The sequence below is a fragment of the Streptomyces sp. NPDC047108 genome (assembly GCF_040643575.1).
In the GTDB taxonomy this organism is placed as follows: Bacteria; Actinomycetota; Actinomycetes; order Streptomycetales; family Streptomycetaceae; genus Streptomyces.
Genome location: NZ_JBEYUP010000001.1, coordinates 589,605 through 609,177 on the forward strand (window position 1 = coordinate 589,605; position 19,573 = coordinate 609,177).

24 protein-coding genes and 1 pseudogene are annotated in these 19,573 nt (G+C 68.3%); 18 read left to right on the forward strand and 7 right to left on the reverse strand.

Annotated features, from left to right (window positions below):
- Window positions 1–105: 105 nt before the first annotated feature.
- On the reverse strand, window positions 106–1,020 hold the full coding sequence (locus ABZ822_RS02555) for a hypothetical protein (RefSeq protein ID WP_360845941.1): 915 nt from the start codon (window positions 1,018–1,020) through the stop codon (window positions 106–108).
- Window positions 1,021–1,171: 151 nt separating this feature from the next.
- Here ABZ822_RS02555 and ABZ822_RS02560 point away from each other — a divergent pair, with 151 nt between their 5' ends.
- On the forward strand, window positions 1,172–1,519 hold the full coding sequence (locus ABZ822_RS02560; RefSeq protein ID WP_360845943.1) for a helix-turn-helix domain-containing protein: 348 nt from the start codon (window positions 1,172–1,174) through the stop codon (window positions 1,517–1,519).
- Window positions 1,520–1,760: 241 nt separating this feature from the next.
- On the opposite strand, the gene ABZ822_RS02565 is transcribed toward ABZ822_RS02560, so the two are convergent.
- Together ABZ822_RS02565 and ABZ822_RS02570 are read right to left on the reverse strand one after the other, a co-directional pair.
- Window positions 1,761–2,339 (reverse strand): hypothetical protein, encoded by a 579-nt coding sequence (locus tag ABZ822_RS02565; RefSeq protein ID WP_360845945.1) that lies wholly within the window; start codon window positions 2,337–2,339, stop codon window positions 1,761–1,763.
- Window positions 2,340–2,824: 485 nt separating this feature from the next.
- Window positions 2,825–3,160, reverse strand: coding sequence for a helix-turn-helix domain-containing protein (locus ABZ822_RS02570; RefSeq protein WP_360845947.1), 336 nt, complete (start codon window positions 3,158–3,160; stop codon window positions 2,825–2,827).
- A 209-nt stretch (window positions 3,161–3,369) separates the two neighbouring features.
- On the opposite strand from ABZ822_RS02570, the pseudogene ABZ822_RS02575 reads away from it, so the two are divergent.
- The 3 genes and pseudogenes from ABZ822_RS02575 to ABZ822_RS02585 form a co-directional block, all read left to right on the forward strand.
- Window positions 3,370–3,657: pseudogene (locus tag ABZ822_RS02575) on the forward strand (STAS domain-containing protein); the annotation flags it as partial.
- Between the two features lie 141 nt (window positions 3,658–3,798).
- A complete protein-coding gene (locus tag ABZ822_RS02580) occupies window positions 3,799–4,668 on the forward strand; it encodes an RNA polymerase sigma factor SigF (protein WP_360846968.1) in 870 nt (289 codons plus the stop codon).
- Window positions 4,669–4,808: 140 nt separating this feature from the next.
- A complete protein-coding gene (locus ABZ822_RS02585) occupies window positions 4,809–6,287 on the forward strand; it encodes an ornithine decarboxylase (protein ID WP_360845949.1) in 1,479 nt (492 codons plus the stop codon).
- Window positions 6,288–6,792: 505 nt separating this feature from the next.
- Here ABZ822_RS02585 and ABZ822_RS02590 read toward each other — a convergent pair.
- On the reverse strand, window positions 6,793–6,984 hold the full coding sequence (locus ABZ822_RS02590) for a hydrophobic protein (RefSeq protein WP_360845951.1): 192 nt from the start codon (window positions 6,982–6,984) through the stop codon (window positions 6,793–6,795).
- 206 nt (window positions 6,985–7,190) lie between these two features.
- Entirely contained in the window at window positions 7,191–7,427 is a 237-nt protein-coding gene (locus tag ABZ822_RS02595; protein WP_360845953.1) for a DUF5133 domain-containing protein, read from the reverse strand.
- Window positions 7,428–8,060: 633 nt separating this feature from the next.
- On the opposite strand from ABZ822_RS02595, the gene ABZ822_RS02600 reads away from it, so the two are divergent.
- From ABZ822_RS02600 to ABZ822_RS02665, 14 genes are all read left to right on the forward strand, one after another.
- Entirely contained in the window at window positions 8,061–8,960 is a 900-nt protein-coding gene (locus tag ABZ822_RS02600) for an SDR family oxidoreductase (protein ID WP_360845955.1), read from the forward strand.
- A 512-nt stretch (window positions 8,961–9,472) separates the two neighbouring features.
- Window positions 9,473–10,024: a hypothetical protein gene (locus tag ABZ822_RS02605; protein WP_360845957.1), complete on the forward strand. Its 552-nt coding sequence runs from the start codon at window positions 9,473–9,475 to the stop codon at window positions 10,022–10,024.
- Window positions 10,025–10,030: 6 nt separating this feature from the next.
- A complete protein-coding gene (locus ABZ822_RS02610; RefSeq protein ID WP_360845959.1) occupies window positions 10,031–11,110 on the forward strand; it encodes an SRPBCC family protein in 1,080 nt (359 codons plus the stop codon).
- A gap of 12 nt (window positions 11,111–11,122) precedes the next feature.
- The gene (gene gvpJ, locus ABZ822_RS02615) at window positions 11,123–11,563 is read left to right on the forward strand and encodes a gas vesicle protein GvpJ (RefSeq protein ID WP_360846971.1); all 441 of its coding nucleotides are present in this window, start codon (window positions 11,123–11,125) and stop codon (window positions 11,561–11,563) included.
- Complete coding sequence (locus ABZ822_RS02620) at window positions 11,560–12,372, forward strand: GvpL/GvpF family gas vesicle protein (protein ID WP_360845961.1); 813 nt, start codon at window positions 11,560–11,562, stop codon at window positions 12,370–12,372. Before gvpJ ends, ABZ822_RS02620 begins: the two co-directional genes overlap by 4 nt.
- A gap of 2 nt (window positions 12,373–12,374) precedes the next feature.
- The gene (ccmI, locus tag ABZ822_RS02625; RefSeq protein ID WP_360845963.1) at window positions 12,375–12,626 is read left to right on the forward strand and encodes a c-type cytochrome biogenesis protein CcmI; all 252 of its coding nucleotides are present in this window, start codon (window positions 12,375–12,377) and stop codon (window positions 12,624–12,626) included.
- 3 nt (window positions 12,627–12,629) lie between these two features.
- The gene (gene gvpO / locus ABZ822_RS02630) at window positions 12,630–13,157 is read left to right on the forward strand and encodes a gas vesicle protein GvpO (RefSeq protein WP_360845965.1); all 528 of its coding nucleotides are present in this window, start codon (window positions 12,630–12,632) and stop codon (window positions 13,155–13,157) included.
- Window positions 13,158–13,189: 32 nt separating this feature from the next.
- On the forward strand, window positions 13,190–13,567 hold the full coding sequence (locus ABZ822_RS02635; RefSeq protein ID WP_360846974.1) for a gas vesicle protein: 378 nt from the start codon (window positions 13,190–13,192) through the stop codon (window positions 13,565–13,567).
- On the forward strand, window positions 13,564–14,499 hold the full coding sequence (locus ABZ822_RS02640) for a GvpL/GvpF family gas vesicle protein (protein ID WP_360845967.1): 936 nt from the start codon (window positions 13,564–13,566) through the stop codon (window positions 14,497–14,499). The genes ABZ822_RS02635 and ABZ822_RS02640 overlap by 4 nt, the downstream gene beginning before the upstream one ends.
- Window positions 14,500–14,502: 3 nt before the next feature.
- Complete coding sequence (locus ABZ822_RS02645; RefSeq protein ID WP_360845969.1) at window positions 14,503–14,784, forward strand: gas vesicle protein; 282 nt, start codon at window positions 14,503–14,505, stop codon at window positions 14,782–14,784.
- Window positions 14,771–15,124 (forward strand): gas vesicle protein K, encoded by a 354-nt coding sequence (locus tag ABZ822_RS02650; protein ID WP_360845971.1) that lies wholly within the window; start codon window positions 14,771–14,773, stop codon window positions 15,122–15,124. Before ABZ822_RS02645 ends, ABZ822_RS02650 begins: the two co-directional genes overlap by 14 nt.
- Before the next feature lie 109 nt (window positions 15,125–15,233).
- Window positions 15,234–16,316, forward strand: coding sequence for an NAD-dependent epimerase/dehydratase family protein (locus ABZ822_RS02655; protein WP_360845973.1), 1,083 nt, complete (start codon window positions 15,234–15,236; stop codon window positions 16,314–16,316).
- 89 nt (window positions 16,317–16,405) lie between these two features.
- The gene (locus ABZ822_RS02660; protein WP_360845975.1) at window positions 16,406–17,041 is read left to right on the forward strand and encodes a HemK2/MTQ2 family protein methyltransferase; all 636 of its coding nucleotides are present in this window, start codon (window positions 16,406–16,408) and stop codon (window positions 17,039–17,041) included.
- A gap of 100 nt (window positions 17,042–17,141) precedes the next feature.
- Window positions 17,142–17,336, forward strand: a complete 195-nt coding sequence (locus ABZ822_RS02665; protein ID WP_360846977.1) for a CDGSH iron-sulfur domain-containing protein — start codon at window positions 17,142–17,144, stop codon at window positions 17,334–17,336.
- Here the strand turns inward: ABZ822_RS02665 and ABZ822_RS02670 are convergent.
- Both ABZ822_RS02670 and ABZ822_RS02675 read right to left on the reverse strand, forming a co-directional pair.
- Entirely contained in the window at window positions 17,298–18,344 is a 1,047-nt protein-coding gene (locus tag ABZ822_RS02670) for an iron-containing redox enzyme family protein (protein WP_360845977.1), read from the reverse strand. The two genes, ABZ822_RS02665 and ABZ822_RS02670, sit on opposite strands and share 39 nt — an antisense overlap.
- 13 nt (window positions 18,345–18,357) lie before the next feature.
- On the reverse strand, window positions 18,358–19,563 hold the full coding sequence (locus ABZ822_RS02675; RefSeq protein WP_360845979.1) for a glutamate--cysteine ligase: 1,206 nt from the start codon (window positions 19,561–19,563) through the stop codon (window positions 18,358–18,360).
- Between the last annotated feature and the right edge of the window lie 10 nt (window positions 19,564–19,573).

Here is a 19,573-nt window from a genome sequence, read left to right on the forward strand (position 1 = left end):
GCCCCTTCCGTGCGGCCACGCCGCATGGTCGATGGGTGGAGGTGGGGTCCGGTAGCGCCAACCTGGCCAAGGGATAAAGGCGCTGCCGGACCGTTTCTCAGGTGGTCAGAGGGCGGCTTGCCCCCTGAGCTTGGCTGTCAGGGTGGCTAGGCCACGAAGATGTCCGTGCAGCTGCATCACCTCTTCCGGACTCAGGCGGATCAGGTCCGCCAAGAGGATCGGGGGGCACAGCAGGGCCAGCAGGTCCAAGTCGGCGTTGACATCGGAGCTGGGTGCCGCACTGGGGCCCACCGACTCTTGCCGAGGGGGCGGGATGTCAGCGCCCTGCGTACTGGTGTCCGACTCGCTGTGGTGAGTCTCCGATTCCGGCTGGGCGCGTGAGCTCGAGTCGGAACGGGCGCCTTCATCCGGTGTGCCGTCGTCGTGTGCATCTCCGGGCGGGGACGGTGTGGCGGTGTCGTCCGTTCTGTCATGAGCATGCGGGGTGCCATGGACGGGGCTGTCCCGCCAGATCATGAAACCGTCGCTATCCGGAGCGACCATCCGGACGGCAACGAGGAGATCGAGCAAGACCTCTGCCTGGCGCATGCGCCGCGTTTCGGCGCGCGCTGTCTTGAGGAGCCGGGCGACCAGTCCATCACGTGGTACCGGGCCATGCTGCAAGCGGTCCCTCAGGGTGAGGGCAAACCACTGGTCGCTCCAAGCTGACCGCAGGGCACGTAAGCCCGACTCGTCGCCTTCCTGCCAGGCAGCAGCGATCTGGGCGCCTGTCGCCGTCGGCCTGTACCGGGAGAAATGCCCCCCGGCTTTCTTCAGTAGGCCGGTCTCGAGCAGAAAGGCTGGGACGAGCCCACACTTTTTCGCATCCAGCCCAGTCGCTTCCGCGATCCGGGTCGCGTTGACGAACGATGCGGTGCTCGAGCAAGCGGCTCGGATCACGCGGAGCTGTTCGTCGGCACGCATCTTGCTGATGGGCAACAGCCGCTCGTCCGGCTCCAACTGGGATCGCCCCTGAGCCATCCCCGCTCACCTCCATTCCATGTTGTGGCCCAGCCCGGACGTGTGCTGTCGAGGAGCGGGCGTGAAGCGTCGACTACACACGGCCTTGCTATTTGAGTAGCATGCAGGATGTGATTGCGCATCCTGACGACCCCTCCGTCACACTGGTCGCGTGCCTGGAGGAACCAGACGGAACAAGAAGCCGTTCCAGTACGCGCTCGACGCTGACTGGCCGTACGCGGTAATGGACGGGTACCGGCCTGCGCAGGTCGCCCAGGCGATCGCCCGGGCGCTGTCGGAAGCGATGGAACGGCAGGCGCTGAGCGCCAATGCCCTCGCGTCCGCTGCGGGCGTCAACCGGCAGGTCATCACATACGTTCTGCGGGGCGAAACATGGCCCGACATCCTGACCCTGGCAAGCCTGGAGGCGGCGCTCGGCGAAATGCTCTGGCCCCGTCACATCGACTGGCCCGCCGACGAGAAGGGCGTCCGGCGACAGCCGCCGCCGGCCCGCAAATGAAGCAGGGCCGAATAGGCCGTTTGCGACTGGGCCATGGTTCGAACGGAGCAGGGAAAATGGCATGTCTGATCGACCATTCAGTGTGGAGGATACGGCCGATCACCCCGCACGCGCCCGAGTGAGCCGCTAGCGTCGGAGGTGGCGGCCAAGCCGCTGTTCAGACCGCCGCCCCCTGCACGGTGTGGCCTAGGAACCTGGGCCGTGCTCGGGTGCGGCGGTCGCCTATGCTGACAGCCTTCGTCTAGGCCGCCTCCCACGGGACCGCGAGCCGGTAGTACGCCCGTTTTCGGTCCTCGCTGTGGACCTTGCGCAGCACAGCCAGTCGCTGCAGGTACTCCAGGAGGCACCGGGTTCGCCTGACAGCTCCGCGAACGTCTCCTTCGAGGAGCTGTGCGACCTCCGATGCACTCCACGCCCGCCGAGGGTCGCCGCTGATGATCTGCATGGCTGCGATCGAACGTGCGCCGCCGATCCGAACCGGTGAAGCTGGCCGTGACGGGGCAGGCTCGGGCTCCGGTGCGGGGCGTACGAGCTTGAGCTGGACAGGTGCCGTTGTCCGCGACGCCTTTAGAACTGCCGCTTCCTGAAGCGTCGCCTGAAACCCGCCAAGCCAGTCTTCGGCCTTCTGACGCTGGAGGACTGCCTGTTCGCGCTCTTCGGAGGCCTGGGCCATCTGACGGCGAAGGGTCTCAATGGTCTCCTGCAGGCGGCGCATGAGCTCATCCTTGGACAGGATGAGCGCTTCGCACTCCCGGAGCATCGCCTCCATGTCCTTGGCGATCCAATCCGCGGACGGCGGGCAGCCGTCGATCAGGCTCATGGCGCAACAGTAGGGGGGCGTAAGGCTTCAGTCTGCCCTTCTGGACCAAGAGCGCACAGGTGACTGATCTTGACTGCCAAAGGCTGCCAGCGATCGATTCTTTTCGCTGACCTTCGGGAACATCTGCCCCAACTGCCGTGAATCCAGCAACGCAGGTGCCATGTGAGGCTCTCTGGAGCACGCTGGCTCATATCGCCCAAGACCTGGGCTCTCAAAGGGAGCTCTGAAGGGCTGTTCGCGGTCATCAACCAACGACTCGGATACTCCGGCCACGGCCCGAACTCCCGGTTGCGCCGCAGGTCTGGATGGCAAGTAATCCGACCGACCGAAAGCATCAAAGCTTCACGACGGTCCAGCTGAGGAGCGTCGGCGGCCCTTGGCGATGGCATGAGCTGGCGGAGCTGAGGCGGATCAGGTTTCCCTTCCCTGGCGCCGGTACAGGTCCAGCAGAGACGGGGAGGGCAATCAGCCGGACTCGGCCGGTGCTACGCGTCGGCCCGCGACGCCGGCTCGCCCGTGCGGCGAGCCTCGTCCTGGACGAGCAGGGAGAGGAACGAGGCCACGGTGAGGCCGGCTTCAGCTGGGTGTCGCAGCACCTTCCCGGGCTCGATCCGGTACGTATTCGTGCGGCCTTCGCGCGTGTGGGACAAGTACCCCTCGTGCTCGAGGTCGCTGATGATCCGTTGGACGGCACGCTCGGTGAGCCGGCAGTGAGCGGCGATGTCGCGGATGCGGGCGTTCGGGTCATCGGCGATCGCGGCCAGCACGCGCGCGTGATTGGTGATGAACGTCCATCCGCTGTGCGGGTCAGGCACTCCCATACGGCAGATCCTAGGGGCCCCCTTGGCCGACATCAAATACATGACATATATTTCGTGCATCACGCGGCGCATGTGGATGTCGCGGCGCAGAGAGGACTCCAGGAAGGGCGAGCGGGGTGGATGCTTGGGAAGAGGCGGCGGAACGCGCCCGGGGGGCGAAGCCGCAATCGGGGAAGCCGGTCGGCGCGGCGGTCGGCCCGCCCTGCCTGATGGGGATATACGCAGCTCCCGACAGGGGAGAGACCGTCGTCGTCGTGCGCGGCGAGATCGACATCGCCTGCGAAGATGCACTCCAGAGGTCGCTCGCCCAGGCGTTGAACTGCTCTGCCCGCGGAATCGAGATCGACCTCAGCAAGGTCTCCTTCTGGGCGTTCTCCAGCGTGAAGGTCCTCCTCGCCATACGGCAGCTGGCGTTGCGAGAGGGCAAGGCTGTGTCTCTGCGGGCGATCAGTCCCATCGTTCGCCGTGTGCTTGAACTGTCCGACACGCTTTGCCTTTTCACCACCCGCGCGGCTCCTGCTCCTCCGACCCCCACCGGCGGGCAGACGGCCACCCGCGACAGCGTTGAGTGCGAAGACCCAGTGATGGCCCTGTGGAACAACACCCGAGACCGGTTCGAGCTAGAGAGGGCGGTCCCCATGACGACAGTCCGGCAGCATGCGACCTCCGAGGCTCTGACACCTTGCACGGCGCATCCGGACTCAGAGGCGTTGCCTCTGGTGGAGAACCCGGGCGCTGTGGCTCCGCGGGATGCCAGGGCATTGTCGAAGGTGTTCTTCGACCGGCTCTCGGAGCTGGAGGAGGGCACTGCGGAGTACCAGTACGCCCGGAACACCCTGATCGAGCTGAACCTCAACCTCGTGCAGTTCGCGGCCCGCCAGTTCCGCGACCGGTCCGAGGAACGGGAAGACGTTGTGCAGGTGGGCACGATCGGTCTGATCAAGGCGATCGACCGCTTCGACCTCTCCCGCGAGGTCGAGTTCGCCACATTCGCCCTCCCCTACATCCGGGGCGAGATCAAGCGGCACTTCCGCGACACCACCTGGTCCGTCCACGTCCCCAGGCGCCTTCAGGAACTGCGCATCGCCATCGCCAAGGCGTCGGAGAAGCTCGCCCACGACCAGGACCGGGACCCCACTCCCGCCGAGCTCGCCGCGTACCTGCAGATCGGTGAGGAGGAAGTCTGCCAAGGCCTGGTGGCAGCCAACGGATACACCGCCTGCTCCCTGGACTTCCCGGTCGACGACGGCGACGAGGGATCGACCACCTACGCCGACTGCCTCGGCGACCTCGACCCCGCACTGGGCCGCGTCGAGGACATCGAGGCACTCAAGCCGTTGATCGCTGAACTGGACGAGCGGGAACGCCTCCTCCTCGACATGCGCTTCGGCCGCGAGATGACCCAGTCCCAGATCGGCGCTGAACTCGGCCTCTCCCAGATGCATATCTCCCGCCTGCTCACCCGCATTTTCCGCCGACTGCGTGAAGGCATGCTCGCCCAGGAGTAGGGGGAAAGGGGGCCGTGGAGCTGCCGGGGGGCTCGGCCACACACCGTGTTCTCCACCACCGCACAGTGTCACCTCATGCTGGTGAAGGGCAGCTGCGGAGTCGGCGGGTAGTCCATCCGCCCCACGGGCACCCGTAAGCCATGGATCATTCCGAAGCACCCGTCCTGGAGGCTCTGCACCGCTATCACGCAGCCGGGACTCTCCCCTTCACCCCGCCCGGCCACAAACAGGCCCGCGGGACAGATCCCGAGGTCCTGAAGGTTCTCGGCGATCCGGTCTTCCGCTCGGACGTGTTGGCGCTCGGCGGCCTCGACGACCGCCATGCCTCGAACCACATCCTCGAGCGTGCCGAGGCCCTCATGGCGGACGCCGTACGGGCGGAGCACACCTTCCTCTCCACCTGCGGAAGCTCCCTCTCGGTGAAGGCGGCCATGCTCGCGGTGGCCGGCCCCCACGAAACACTCCTGGTGGGCCGGGACGCCCACAAATCGGTGGTGTCCGGACTGATCCTCTCCGGCGTACGCCCCATCTGGGTCGACCCCGAGTGGGATACCGAGCGGCACATCGCCCACCCGCCCTCCGCAGCCGCGTTCGAGGAGGCGCTCGCCGCCCACCCGGAAGCGCGAGGCGCCCTGGTCACCAGCCCCACCCCGTACGGCGCGTGCGCCGACCTCGCCGGAATCGCCGAGGTGTGTCACCGGCAGCATCGAGCGCTGATCGTCGACGAGGCGTGGGGAGCGCATCTGCCCTTCTGCTCACAGCTCCCCGCCTGGGCGATGGACGCCGGAGCCGACATCTGTGTCACCAGCATCCACAAGATGGGCAGCGGCCTCGAACAAGGGTCGGTGTTCCACCTGCAAGGAGATCTCGTCGACCCCGCCGTCCTCAAGTCCCGGGCCGACCTGCTCGGGACCACCAGTCCATCGGTCCTCGTCTACGCCGGGATGGACGGCTGGCGGCGTCAGATGGTCCTCTCGGGTGAGAAGCTGATCGGTGGAGCACTGAAGCTCGCGGACGACGTACGGAACGAGATCGATGCCATCGACGGTCTGACCGTGGATGGTCGCGAGGAGTACGTGGGTCCGGGCCGCGCCGCCGACTTCGATCCGCTCCCTGTCGTCATCGACCTCCACCGGCTGTCGATCAGCGGATATCAGGCCGCCGACTGGCTCCGGGAACACCATCATGTGGACGTCCATCTCGCCGACCACCGCAGGATCAGCACGCAGCTGACCCACGCGGACGACGCGTCGACGACCGGCCCCCTCCTGAGAGCACTGCACGAACTCGCCAGCCGCGCAGGGGAATTGCCTCCCGCACGGCCGGTGGACTTGCCCTCTCCCGATGAGCTGCGGACCGAGCAGACATGCCTCCCGCGCGACGCCTACTTCGGCACCGTCGAAGACGTACCGCTGGATGCGGCGGCGGGGCGCGTGGCTGCCGAAATGATCACTCCGTACCCACCCGGCATCCCCGCCGTCCTGCCCGGCGAGCGGTTGAAAGAGCCGGTGCTGCGCTACCTGAGGACGGGCGCCCAGGCAGGCATGATGCTCCCCGACGCGACGGATCAGCGCCTGGACACCGTCCGCGTCCTGGTGGAGGGACAGCACGCGGACTGAGGACCTACGGCGCACCCGCGAGACCGTCAACCGGCAGCGGAGTCGCATTTTTGGTCTCAGCCGCCGAACTCGCCGCAGACTCAGCAGGCGAGATGAACAAGAAGTGGTCGGCGACCTCTCTGTGCCTCTGAGGTCCGGCCAGTGGGCTCGCCACCGGATTCGCCCACTGGTAGGTGGATCTGCTCCCTCCGTCGCTGCAGACCAGTTTTTTTGTTGCTGACCATGTGGTGCCCCGTGGTCCCGACTTCGGCTGCAGTCGGGACCACGAAACGAAGCGGAGCCGCCAGAGCGTGAGGACATCCGCGTCCTGTCATCGACACCGCAGGCGCGGGTTACCTCCACGAACGTCCCCCGGCCTTGCAATACAACCGCTCCGGAATGACGGCCCTATGGGCCCGGCGTGGTTTGTCCGGCGAATTTCGTCCTGGCACCCATGACCCCGTGCATACGTGGGACGGGAACCAGATCTCTGGTTCCCGTCCCACGCAGGTTGCGGCTGGTCTGTCTACCAGCGGTACCAGCGGCCCCTGCGTCCGCCGGCTCCGGTGGAGCGCATCACGAAGCCGAGCAGCCAGACGACCAGGACGATGACGGCGATCCACCACAGGGCCTTTATGGCAAATCCTGCGCCGAAAAGGAGCAGTGCCAGAAGAAGAACGAGAAGCAGGGGAACCATAGTTATCAACCTCCGAGACATCGTGTGCCCGGACCGAATCCCGCCATGCCCGCAAGCCTGTGAGTTTGCAAGACTTCCTTTTGGGAATTCGCGCCCAGGGCTGCTGCTGTCATGCCGCAGTGCAGCGGGTGGGATGGATCGTGTGTGGTGGTCTCCAGCTCGCCCGTGCCGTCGGCCTTCGACCCATAGGTGGCGGTGGGCGACGACAGTGTCGCCCACCGCCCCTGTCATGCCGCTTCCGCGCTGAGCAACGAATCGTCCTGGACGCGAGCCCCGGGAAGCTGATGGCGGGCGGCGATGAGGGCCGCGTCGACATCCCGCGTGCCGGTGGCCACACACAGCGTGTAGGAAACGTCGGCAAACCTCTGCTGCGCTTCCAGCCCGCCCTCGCCGGCCTGCACAGCCTGCAGGGCCTCGTACTGGGCGATGAGGTCGGTCAGAACCGCGGGATGAGCCATAAGCATGGGGGTGTTCCTTCCGGGGGCGCTCAGCGATGCACCGCCCGCCTTCCCTCCCCCACCACGTCTCATTCCACCCGGCTCTCCGGGCCAGAAGTGGTTTGCCAGCCCTGGGTGTTTTGCCACCGGAGGGCGGAGGGAACCCGTGGCAGGCACCACCGGAAAACGCACCCGGGCCTGGCGACAAGAACGGACTGTTGCCGCAAGAAAGGGTGATCGCAGACATGGCCACGGTGGATATGAGGCGAGTCGCAATGCCTCAGTGGACTGACCAAGGCGGAGCTCTACGAGCGAACCGTGCCAGCGGATTTCTCGGGCCGCTCCAGCATGAGCCGGAGCGAGTTCGAGAAGGCGATTGCCCGAACCGCCGGCACATCCCGCGCCTCGGGTAGAACGGGATCACGAGCCACGACGAAGCGTCATGATCTCACCTTGGACTCGAACCGCTCACAGCCGAGCGACGAGCCGAGGGCCTCCTGCGGACCGGGCGACGCAGGAGGGGAATGGGCATTTCCCGAGTCGGAACCGCAAGCAGCCCAGTGCAATGAGCTGCCCGTCTCTCCCAGATGCACCCGGTGGCCTTGTTTCCGGGCGAGTGGTACCAGGAGCGGCGGAAGTGAACCAGCAAAGGAGAACGAAGTGGCACAGGAAGCCGGACGGCAGGGCAGGGCGCAAGACCCGGTCGAGAAGCATCCGAGGCCGGAGTTTCCTCAGCAGGACCAGGAGCATCCTGGGCTCACCGAGCACATGGACCCCGAACCGGATCACGGCGAGACCTCTTATCGCGGCAGCGGCCGGTTGAAGGACCTCAAGACCCTGATCACCGGAGGTGATTCAGGCATCGGCCGTGCGGTGGCGATCGCCTTCGCCAAGGAAGGTGCCGACGTCGTCTTCAGCTACCTTCCGCAAGAGGAGAAAGACGCACAGGAAACGGCCCGCATGGTCCAGCAAGCAGGCCGCCGGGCGGTTGCCGTGCCCTGCGATCTGCGGGAGGAAGAGGATTGCCGGAGGCTGATCGACCGGGCGGTTCACGAATTCGGCGGAATCGATGTTCTCGTGAACAACGCCGCTTACCAGATGTCCCAGCCTGAGGGTATCGAGTCCATCAGCACCGAGCAGTTCGACCGCGTCATGCGCACGAATCTCTACGCCATGTTCTGGCTGTGCAAGATGGCCCTCCCCCACATGAAGGCCGGGGCCAACATCATCAACAGCGCCTCGGTCCAGGGCTACAAGCCCAGCCCTCACCTGCTGGACTACGCCACCACCAAGGGCGGCATCGTCACCTTCACGCAAGGCCTGGCAGCCACGCTGGCCGAACGTGGCATCCGGGTCAACGCCGTCGCCCCAGGCCCGGTATGGACCCCGCTCATCCCCGCCACGCTTCCCGACACGGCCAAGTTCGGGAAGCAGTCACCCCTCGGCCGGGCAGCTCAACCGGTGGAAATGGCGCCCGCCTATGTCTTCCTGGCCTCCCCCGAAGCCAGCTACATCACCGCCGAGGTCGTCAACGCCACCGGCGGCACTCCCCTGCCCTGACCCGCGGTCAACAAGAAGACCGACGCTCGGGCGGACCAGGGACAAGGGCATGGCCGCCTCTTCAGCCGCGGCCGCAGGCTGGAGATCTACTCGGTCGACCAGACCGACATCACACCCGGCCGCGTACGGCCATCCAGTGGCGCAGTCCCAGGTCCGCTACGACTGGGACGACATCGCCGACGCCTGGGTCGCACCCATGCTGGACGAGCTCCACGCCATCGGGGAGGACGACCAACGAACTCGGCTCCGACCTCGCGGCTCATGCGTGCGTCTCCGCCACAGCTCGATTGCGACTTAGGCGGTGATCCAAATCCGGCCCGCACGAACCCCGGGGACGACCCCATGCGGTTGTGACGCCACGGGGTGTGGTCACACCATGTCGAGGCTACCTTGAGGCGACCTGCGCCCTAAATGTCTCATTATCTGCGGATGTGGTACTCGCATGCCGGACGCTGCACCGGCGTCCTCAGGCTCCGGCGACCAGTCGGCCGCAACGGGAGGAGACGAGGATCATGAACAACGGGCAGGTGGCCGCAGCGGTCGCCGGTGGCTACATCCTCGGACGCACGCGCAAGGCGCGATTGGCCGTCACGCTGGCCGCACTCGCAGCCGGTCGTCGCGTGGGGAGCCCTGGCCTGGGCAAGGCGCTCGACCTGGTCAAGACGCCCGAGGTCGAAAGGCTCGTCGGGACGCTGCGCGGACAACTCGTATCAGCGGGCCGCGCCGCCGCGGTGAACGCGGTCGGTCATCGTGTCGATGCTCTGAGCGACCGCCTGGAGCAGGGGACCTCCACACTGCGCGGCCGGCCTTCCAGCGGGGCCGAGGCTACGGAGGATGACGACGAGGAACCTGCGGACAGCAAGCGCCGATCGACTCAGCGGCAATCCAAGGCCGGCACCGGAACCGCGTCCAGGGCGAAGTCCGGGAGCGGGACCTCGTCCAAGGCGAAGTCCGGTGCTGCGTCGAAGAAGTCCACCAGCAGCTCGGGGAGCACGGGTAAGGGCAGCTCGCGTCGGTCGAGCGGTGCAGGCGACTCGCGTGGCTCGGCCCGGAGCCGAGGGTGATGACGTATGGCTGATCGGTCCAGCGGCAGCGGAGGCGGAAACGGCGGCCTGAGCCAGGACCTGCACACCGACCGCCTGAAGGAGCAGGTGCAAGACCTGCTCATGGTGCTCGCGGAGCGCGCGGCGGGTTCGCTGAGCGACAAGGTGGGCGGCGTCACCGAACGATTGGCGAATGTCGGACCGGACGGCAGCGGGCTGGGACTTATGACCGCGCTCACCGGTGGGAAGTCGCCGGTGGGGGCGTTGCTCGGAGGTGGCCTGTCCAAAGTGAAGGACAAGGCCATGGAGGCCTTGACCGGCGGTGACGGGGGCGGCGGGGGTGACAAGGGCTCGAAGATCAAGGTCACCAACATCGTCGAGCAGATCGATGTGGGGGTTCCGGTCTCGACGGCGTACGACTACTGGACCCGGTTCGAGGACTTTCCGACGTTCATGAAGAAGGTGGAGGACGTCGAGCAGGGCGAGACGGAGGCGGAACTGGAGTGGAAGGCGCAGGTTCTCTGGTCCCACCGGAAGTGGCAGTCGACGATCCTGGAGCAGGTGCCGGACGAGATGATCGTCTGGGAGTCCAAGGCGGAGAAGGGCCATGTGGACGGTGCGGTCACCTTCCATGAGCTGACGCCGAATCTGACACGCATCCTGCTGGTGCTGCAGTACCACCCGCAGGGCTTCTTCGAGCAGACGGGCAACATCTGGCGGGCCCAGGGGCGGCGGGTGCGTCTGGAGCTGAAGCACTTCCGCCGTCACGTCATGACCGACGCCTTCCTCAACCCCGAGGAGATCGAGGGGTGGCGGGGCGAGATCCACGAGGGCGAAGTCGTCAGCACCGGCGAGGAGGAAGAGCCGGAGGACGAGTACGAGGACGAAGAAGAGCCCGAGGACGCGTACGAAGAAGAACCCGAGGACGAGTACGAAGACGAAGAGGGCGTCGAAGAAGACGAGGGCGAGGAAGAGGAGGAAGAAGAGCCCGAGGACGAGTACGAGGAAGAGGCCGAGGACGAGGACGCGCACCCCGACGGCTCCAAGGGCCGCACAGGGAAGTCGACGCAGAGCCCCCGGCGTCGCTCACGAGCCACGTCGAGGTGAGCAACCGTGACCATGGCCAGCCAACGCAGCAACTACTTGGACAGGCCGTCCTCCAGCGGACTGGTCGACGTTGTCGACCTGATCCTGGACAAGGGCCTGGTCATCGACATCTACATTCGCGTGTCCCTGGTGGGCATCGAACTGCTCACCATCGACGCCCGCATCGTCGTCGCCAGCGTCGACACCTATCTGCGCTTCGCCGAGCGCGTGAACCGTCTCGACCTCGCCCGCAGCGGAACCGAGACACGCGGCCTCCCCGGAATGATGGAGGAGATCAGGGAAGGCGGTGCCGAGAGCAAGACCAAGGGAGTGCTGGAGGGCGTCAAGGAGAAGGTGGGCGATGCCTTCGAGAGTGACGACAAGGACGAGGAGGAGGACAAGCGGGAGCCCGAGGAGCGGCCGCGCCGCAGCTCCCGGTCCTCCCGGTCGAGCCGCAAGGAGCGTGAGCGATGACGACCGCCGACTCGATGCCCGAGGTGCCCGAACAGGCCGAGCGTGCCTGCTACGTCTACGGGATCGTGTCCGAACCCGATGACACGGACGTGCTGGAGAAGCTGCCCGCGGTGGCGGACCCCGACGCCGAAGTACGGCTGGTGGCGCAGGGCGGAATCGCCGCGATCGTCAGCGAGGTCCCGCTGGACCGTCCCCTGGGCACTCCGGAAGACCTCCACGCCCACGCCCATGTACTGGACTCCTTGGCAGCCTCCGACCTGGTCGTCCTCCCCTTCCGCTTCGGAAGCGTGCTTCCGGACGACAGCGCCGTGATCGACGAACTGCTGGAGAACGGCCGTGACGACTTCCTCCGGGCCGTCGAACGGCTCGCGGACCAGGCTCAGTTCACGCTCCGGGCGCGCTACGAGGAGGATGCCGTCCTCCGCGAGGTCCTGGAGGAGCGCGAGGACATCCGGAAGCTTCGGGAAGAACTGGTCGGAGTAGCCGCAGAGGCCGCGCACGAAGGCAGAATCCAACTCGGGGAGCTCGTCTCTCAGGCGGTTGCCGAGAAGCGACGCGTGGACGCCGCCGCTGTGGAGGAGCACTTGATGCCTTTCTCGGCCGCCGTGAAGTCCACCGAACCGGCATCCGCCGACGGGGTCGTGGACTCGGCGTTCCTGGTCGAGGACAGCCGCCGCAAGGAGTTCGAGGAAGCCGCGGAGGCGCTGGCCCGGAGCTGGCACGGCAGGGTCCGGTTCCGCCTGCTCGGCCCCGTCGCCGCCTATGACTTCGTCGACGACGCGCTGAGCGAACCCAAGGGAGACCGGTAGCCATGGGACTGTTGACCGGACTGCTCACGCTGCCCCTGGCTCCCGTACGGGGTGTGGTGTGGATCAGCGAGCGGATCCGCGACGAGGCGCTGCGCCAGACCACCGACCCCGCCGTGATCCGCGAACGCCTCGAAGAGGTCTCCGACGCCAGGGCATCGGGCGACATCAGCGAAGAGGAGGCGTCGCGGCAGGAGCAGGAACTTGTGCGCCGGCTGCTCGCCTCCCGGCAGACCGACAAGGGCGCGGGGGTGTGAGCGATGCCCGCGGCCAAGCGTTCCAGGGGCGAGAACGGCGGGGCGCGCGCCTCCGGGTCCAAGGCGGCCGAGCGCGACCGCGCCGAGGAGCAGTCTGAGCAGCGGACCGAACGCCGGGAGCGGAAGACGAGGACCACGTCCGGCGGCTCAGGGCGTGCGGCGAAGAAGACCACGTCGGGCAGCTCCGGTCGTACGGCGACCAAGCGCACCTCCGGAACGGAGCGCACTTCCGGCACGTCGGCTCCGCCGAAGGAGACCACGAGCGGGACGCGCCGTCTGACGGCCAGTGATGCCGCGGTCCAGGCCGCCCTGCACGTCACGTCGCTCACCGGTAGACAGCCGGAGGGCGTGACCTCGCTGGAGCACAGCGAGGAGGGCTGGCGCGTCGGAATCGAGATCGTGGAGACCCACCGCGTCCCGGACTCCACCGACATCCTGGCCGAGTACCGGGTCGACGTGGACGAGGAGGGAGAGCTCCTCTCGTACCGCCGCGAGCGGCGCTACTACCGCAGCAGGCCCGAGGAGAGCTGATGGGCACCGGGTGGAATCCCCCGAGCCGACGCATGGGCGAGTCCTACGAGCCCGCCCGGCGGGGGGAGCCCGCGAACCTCGCCGACATCCTCGAACGGGTCCTGGACAAGGGGATCGTCATCGCCGGCGACATCCAGATCAACCTCCTGGACATCGAGCTCCTCACGATCAAGATCCGCCTTCTGGTGGCGTCGGTCGACCGCGCCCGGGAGATGGGCATCGACTGGTGGGAGCACGACCCGACCCTCTCGGCGGGCAAGCGCGACGTCCTGGAGGAGAACGAGCGGCTACGGCGCAGGATCGGTGACCTCGAGTCCAGGATGACGGAGGAACTGGAGACCCGTCGCGGGTCCGGTGGCGAGGAGCGCCGCAAGCGGCCCCGGACCGAGGGTGGGGAGGACGAGCCGTGAACGATCGGCAAGGGGCCGACGCCACCTGGGTGTACGCGATCTCCCGCGCCGCCGGGACAGGCTCGCGGCCCGTCGGAGGCGATCTGTCCGGGGTGGCCGGCGAGGCCGTGCGCCGCGTCGAGAGCGGCGAACTGGCCGCTGTCGTCGGCTCCGTGCCGCTGACCGACTTCAGCGAAGAGGCCTTGCGCGAGCACCTGGAGGACCTCGCCTGGCTGGAGGACGCCGCCCGCGCCCACCACCGGATCATCGATGCCGCGGTCGCCGCGCTCGCGGCCGTCGTCCCCTTGCGCTTCGCGACCGTCTACCACGACGACGACCGGGTCCGGTCCCTCCTCGAGCAGCGGCGCGAGGACCTTCTGGCGGCTCTGGAACGCGTGGAGGGCCGTACGGAATGGGGCGTCAAAGGCTATGTCGACCCCCGCAGGTTCGCGGCGGGTGATGCTGCTTCCGGTGGCGGTCAGAGCGATGCGAGAAGCGCGTCGCGGGAGAGCAGCGGCGGAGGTGCACGGCCGGGGACGGACTATCTGCTCCGGCGGAAGGCGGAACGTGAGAGCCAGGACACGGCTCATGAGCGCGCGATCCAGCGCGCGGCCGACATCGACGCCGCACTCGTCTCGCTGGCCACCGACCGAGCCGAGCACCGACCGCAGGACGCACGTCTCGCCCAGTACGAGGGCTGGATGGTCCTCAACAACTCCTACCTCGTTGCAGACGCCCGTGCCGAGGAATTCGCCGCTCTCGTTGCCGACTTGAGGACCCGCTTCCCCGACGTACGGCTGGAGCTCAGCGGACCGTGGCCCCCGTACTCGTTCACCGCATCCGATCCCGCTGCTGATCCCGGTGTCGAGGAGGGACAGGCGCATCCCGCAACGAGCACCGGCCCCCGGGCGGAGTACGGCCGCGCATCGGGCACCACCCCGGACGAGGTGTAGATCGTGACCGGCGCCCCGCCCACACGCGCCACCCCGCAGGGCATGCGGGGGCGCGAGATCGCGCTCGTCGACCTCTTGGACCGGGTGCTCGCCGGCGGGGTGGTGATCAGCGGTGACATCACCCTGACCATCGCCGACATCGACCTGGTACAGATTTCGCTGCGCGCCCTCGTGGCGTCCGTACGCGACGCCGTCGCCCAGGGCGAGGACGCCCGGTTCGTCGATCCTCAGCGCCCGGAACTCGGCGCAGCCGCGGAGGCCGGAGGCCCCGATGCCGCGGCGTGAGCGCAGGGACGGCCCGCCCTACCGCGCCTCGCACGCACGGGAGACGGAGCGGGACGCGTCGGGCGTGCGCCGCCGTCTCGAAGTGGATCCCGAATCGGTCGAGCGCGGCCTCGCGGGCCTAGTGCTCACCATCATCGAACTCCTCCGGCAGCTCATGGAACGCCAGGCACTGCGCCGCGTCGAGCAAGGAGGACTGAGCGAGGAGCAGATCGAGAAGCTCGGTCTGACCCTGATGGCACTGGAGGAGCGGATGGACGAACTCCGTGAAGAGTTCGGCCTGGAGCCGGAGGACCTCAACATCGACCTCGGTCCGCTCGGGCCACTGCTGCCTCGCGACTGAGGAGCGCCGTCGCCCGCTGGTCGGACCGCCGGGCCTGTCGTTTCCCTCCAGGCTGCAGGGGTACCCCGAGCGGACGGATGACGACGGGCGACGACGAAAGGAATGCGTCATGAATCGTCATGCCTCCACACGCGACGGCGGCCTGCGCGTCGTGGTCGTCGGTGCGACCGGCAATGTGGGAACGGGCGTCGTCCAGGCGCTCGCCGCCGACCCTGCCGTCGAATCCGTCGTCGGGATTGCGCGCAGACGGCCCGCGTGGGCGCCACCCAAGACGACTTGGGCGGAAGCGGACATCGGCGAAGGACACGACCTCGTCGAACTGTTCAGCGGTGCGGATGCCGTCGTCCATCTCGCCTGGCTCTTCCAGCCCACGCACCAGCCGGCGATGACTTGGCGCACCAACGTCCTGGGATCCGTCGGCGTCTTCGAGGCCGTCGCGGAAGCGCACGTGCCGTCACTCGTGTACTCCTCCTCCGTCGGCGCCTATTCACCCGGGCCAAAGGATCAGGCCGTGGACGAGTCCTGGCCCACCCACGGCTGGCCACAGGCCGCGTACTGCCGGGAGAAGGCCTACGTGGAGCGCGTCCTGGACGCGTTCGAACTCGAGAATCCCCAGGTGCGTGTGGCGCGCATGCGACCGGGGTTCATCTTCAAGGAGGAGTCGGCCACCGAGCAGCGTCGCTTGTTCGCCGGTCCCTTCCTCCCGCAGAGCCTGGTCCGTCCCCGGCTGCTGCCCGTGGTGCCGGACCTGCCGGGGCTGCGCTTCCAGGTACTGCACTCGAGGGACGCGGCGGACGCGTTCCGGCGGGCGATCATCCGGCGGGCCCAGGGCGCCTTCAACCTGGCTTCGGATCCCGTGGTCGACGCCGAACTCCTGGCCGAGGTCCTGGACGCGCGTGTCGTTCGCCTGTCCGCGGGACCTGCCCGTACGGCGCTTGCGGCCGCGTGGCGGCTCCATCTGCTGCCCGCCTCGCCCGACCTCTTCGACGCCGTCCTGCGGCTGCCGGTGATGGACACGAGCAGAGCGCGGGCGGAACTGGACTGGACGCCGCGGCACACCGCGCAGGAGGCGCTGGCCGACTTCCTGCGGGGGCTGCGGCAGGGATCCGGCATGGAGACGCCTCCGCTCGCGAGGAACCGTCCGCGCCGCCGTTTCCAGGAACTGGCGACCGGGGTCGGACAGCGCCCGTGAGGGCGCCCGAGACCGATGCTGCGCCCGAGCAGTTTGAGGTGGTATGTCCGTGGTAGTCGAGTGGGGTGCTTCTTCTGAGGCCACCAGGGGTGTACGCACCACAGGCGGATACGTTCCTCCTGGCCAGGGCACTGGAAGGGCTGTCGCTACCACCGGCGGCCCGGGTACTCGACCTGTGCACCGGAACCGGCGCGGTCGCTCTGGCCGCCGCCCGTGCCGGAGCCGCCGGGGTCACCGCCGTGGACACTTCGGCGCGTGCGGTGTTCGCGGCCCGCTTCAACGCGCGGGTACGACGGTTGTCCGTGCGCGCGCTGCGGGGTGATCTCCTGGCTCCCGTCGAGGGGCAGGTCTTCGACGTGATGCTGGCCAACCCGCCCTATGTGGTCTCGCCCGGCCTCCCGCCGAGAGGAAAGGCCCACCGTGCCTGGTACGCGGGCGGCGACGGGCGGTCCGTGGTGGACCGCATCTGCCGGCATGCGCCTGGACACCTCGCGCCCGGCGGGCTGCTCCTGCTCGTCCACTCCGCACTCTGCAACGCACCGCGGACGCTGGACATGCTGCGGGACGGGGGGCTGAAGGCCGCCGTTGTCGACAGGACAGTCGAGCCGTTCGGACCGGTGATGCGCTCCCACGCTCCGCACCTGCGCGAGCGGGGCCTGATCGATCCGGAACAGAACTCCGAGGAGTTGGTGGTGATCCGTGCCGACCGGCCACTCGTCCCCTGACGAGACCCCCCGGAGCCCCGACGCGCAGCAACCGGGCACCCCACGTCGCGTGTTCAGCGAGCAAGGGGGCCCCTTGCTGATCGAAGGGCCGGTGGAAGTGGTGCTCGAGGACGGGAGCACGGCCGTCTCCGAACGGTTCATGGTGGCCCTGTGCACCTGCGGCCGCAGCGCTACGCAGCCATGGTGCGACACCAGTCACCGCCGCCGCGCACGCGAACCCGCACTGGAGCGCCGCTCACCCGCACCGGAGCGCCGCTCAGGAGGATCCTCCCGTCGGCAACGGCCGCAGGAGTGAGGAGCGCCCCTCCTCCCAGGCGGAGAGCACCTCGCGCTCCAGGCGCTCCTCCAGAAGACCGGTCGCCTGAACGCCGAGGACGACGTCACGGGCCAATGACGGCTCGTCCGCCAGCAGACCGCCGACCACGTCGCGGCGCATGACCTGCTCGTGCACCGCGTCCGCCTCGATGTGTTCGGCGTAGAAGTGCCGGCAGGCGGCATCCGCCCTCATGCGGTCCAGGGCCTGGACCATGCGGGCGGCGCTGGGCGCCGTGGTGATCTCCGCGGCCGTGAAGTGCCCGACGAGAGCGCCCCGCAGGGCCCGGTGCAGGCCGAAGTACGACATCAGATTGACGGGGGCGAGGGCGGCCGCCGGGACGGCGTCCACATAGGCCCCGTACGTGGGATCGAGGCCCGCTCCGGTCATGAGATCGGCGAACAGCTTGGCGTGCAAGCGATCGGCGTGACCGCCCCCGAACTCGTCGAACTCCACGGCGACCAGAGAGGCTTTGGCCCGGCCCTCCAGCCGGGGAATCACCCACGCATGCGGGTCGGCTTCCTTGAGGTGGTAGATCGATCGGTGGACGAAGAACTCCCTCATCTGGAGCCAGGTGCCTTGCCGTTTCAGGTGGTGCGAGATGCCGGACGGGTGCAGCGGCTCCACCAGCAGCGCGTCGAGTTCTCCCGCGACATCTGTGCCGCCCGGGACCTCATCGAGCACCGCCGCGTGGAAGCAGCGCTCCATCGCCCCCCGGAGCCGCAGCAGTTCGGGATCCCACTCCCACCCGGCGTCGACGCCGGCGAAGCCCCGGTAGTGCAGTTCGTAGCAGACGTAGAGGGCCAGCTGCAGATCCGCGCCGAAGGGATCGGCGCACGCCACCTCGTCCATGGGCGGCAGCATGCTCCGCCGCGGCTCGCGGGCCAACGCCTCCTGCACGCCGGACGACAGCGGCCCCCTGGCCTCCGGGAGCCGGGGCCCGGCGGTGGTTCCGTCCTCGGGCGGCACACCCGCGAGCGTGGCGTTCATCGCGCGTTCCCGTTCATGGCTTCGTCCTCGTGACTTCGTCGTTCTCCGTGGACCGCCGCGAGGCGGGGGAAGGGGAGGTCTGTTCGACGAGCAGGTCCACGACCGCCGGGAGGCCGTGAACGTAGGCCGTACGCTGGCGATGCGCGCCTGATCCCGTCTGCCGCAGTCGCGCCAGCGCTTCTCCTACGGTGCCCAGGTCGCCCGTCGACTCCAGAGCCGGAGTCACGTGCTCCAGCAGACGGTCGACCGCCCTGCGCACCGGGATCCGCCGGGCGTCCGCGGGATCCACCGCGGGACCGTCGAGACCGTAGCGCGCCGCGGACCACAGCGCCGCGGCGAGGAGCTGATCGTCGCCCTGAGGCGCTTCCCGTCCGCGGGCGAGATCGTCCAGGGCCGTCATCACCAACCCGCGCGTCAGGCCGGCCTGCAGCACCGCCTCCCCCGGAACGCCGAGTGCGTCGGCGGTGCGGACCTCCACCGTCGGCCACTGCGGAGAGGGCCGGGCCAGCCAGAACGACATCGCGGAGTCGATCAACGCACCGGCCTCCACCAGCCGCGCCACCCTGGTGTCGAATTCCCGGGCGGACCCGCACCAGGGCGGCACACCCGCACCCGGGAACCGGGCCTGCTCCATCATGCGCCAGGACGCGTAGCCCGAATCATGGCCGCGATCGAAGGGGGAGTTGGCGGACAGCGCCAGCAGCGTCGGCAGCCACGGCCGCAGATGGTTGACCACGGCGACCGCCCTCTCCCGATCAGGGACACCGACGTGCACGTGGCAGCCGCACGCCTGGTAGTCCGTCACCTGGCCGGCATGGACCCGCACGATCTCCGCGAAGCGCTCGCCGTGGGTGCTTCCGACGGGCCCCGTCAGCACCGGGGTTCCGGAGGACACCAGCCGTACGCCTTCGGCCCGCGCGGCATCCCCCAGCAGGTGCCGCCCGAGCGCGAGCTGGTACCTGAGCACACCGAGGTCCGTGCAGACGCCCGTGGCCGCCTCGACCTGGCTGCTCAGCAACTCCGGCTTCACCGCGGCATCCGGCGCGGCCGGGAAGACCTCCGTCAGACGGGCCAGCACGGCGGCGGCTCGCGGCGCGGAACGCCGCGACACGGGGTCGACGAGCAGGAACTCCTCCTCCACACCGACCGTCCACCCCGGCGGGACGGACGACGGATCGTGACCGCCCATCGGCAGGCTGTCATTGATCACCTCCGCCATCGCGCCTCCT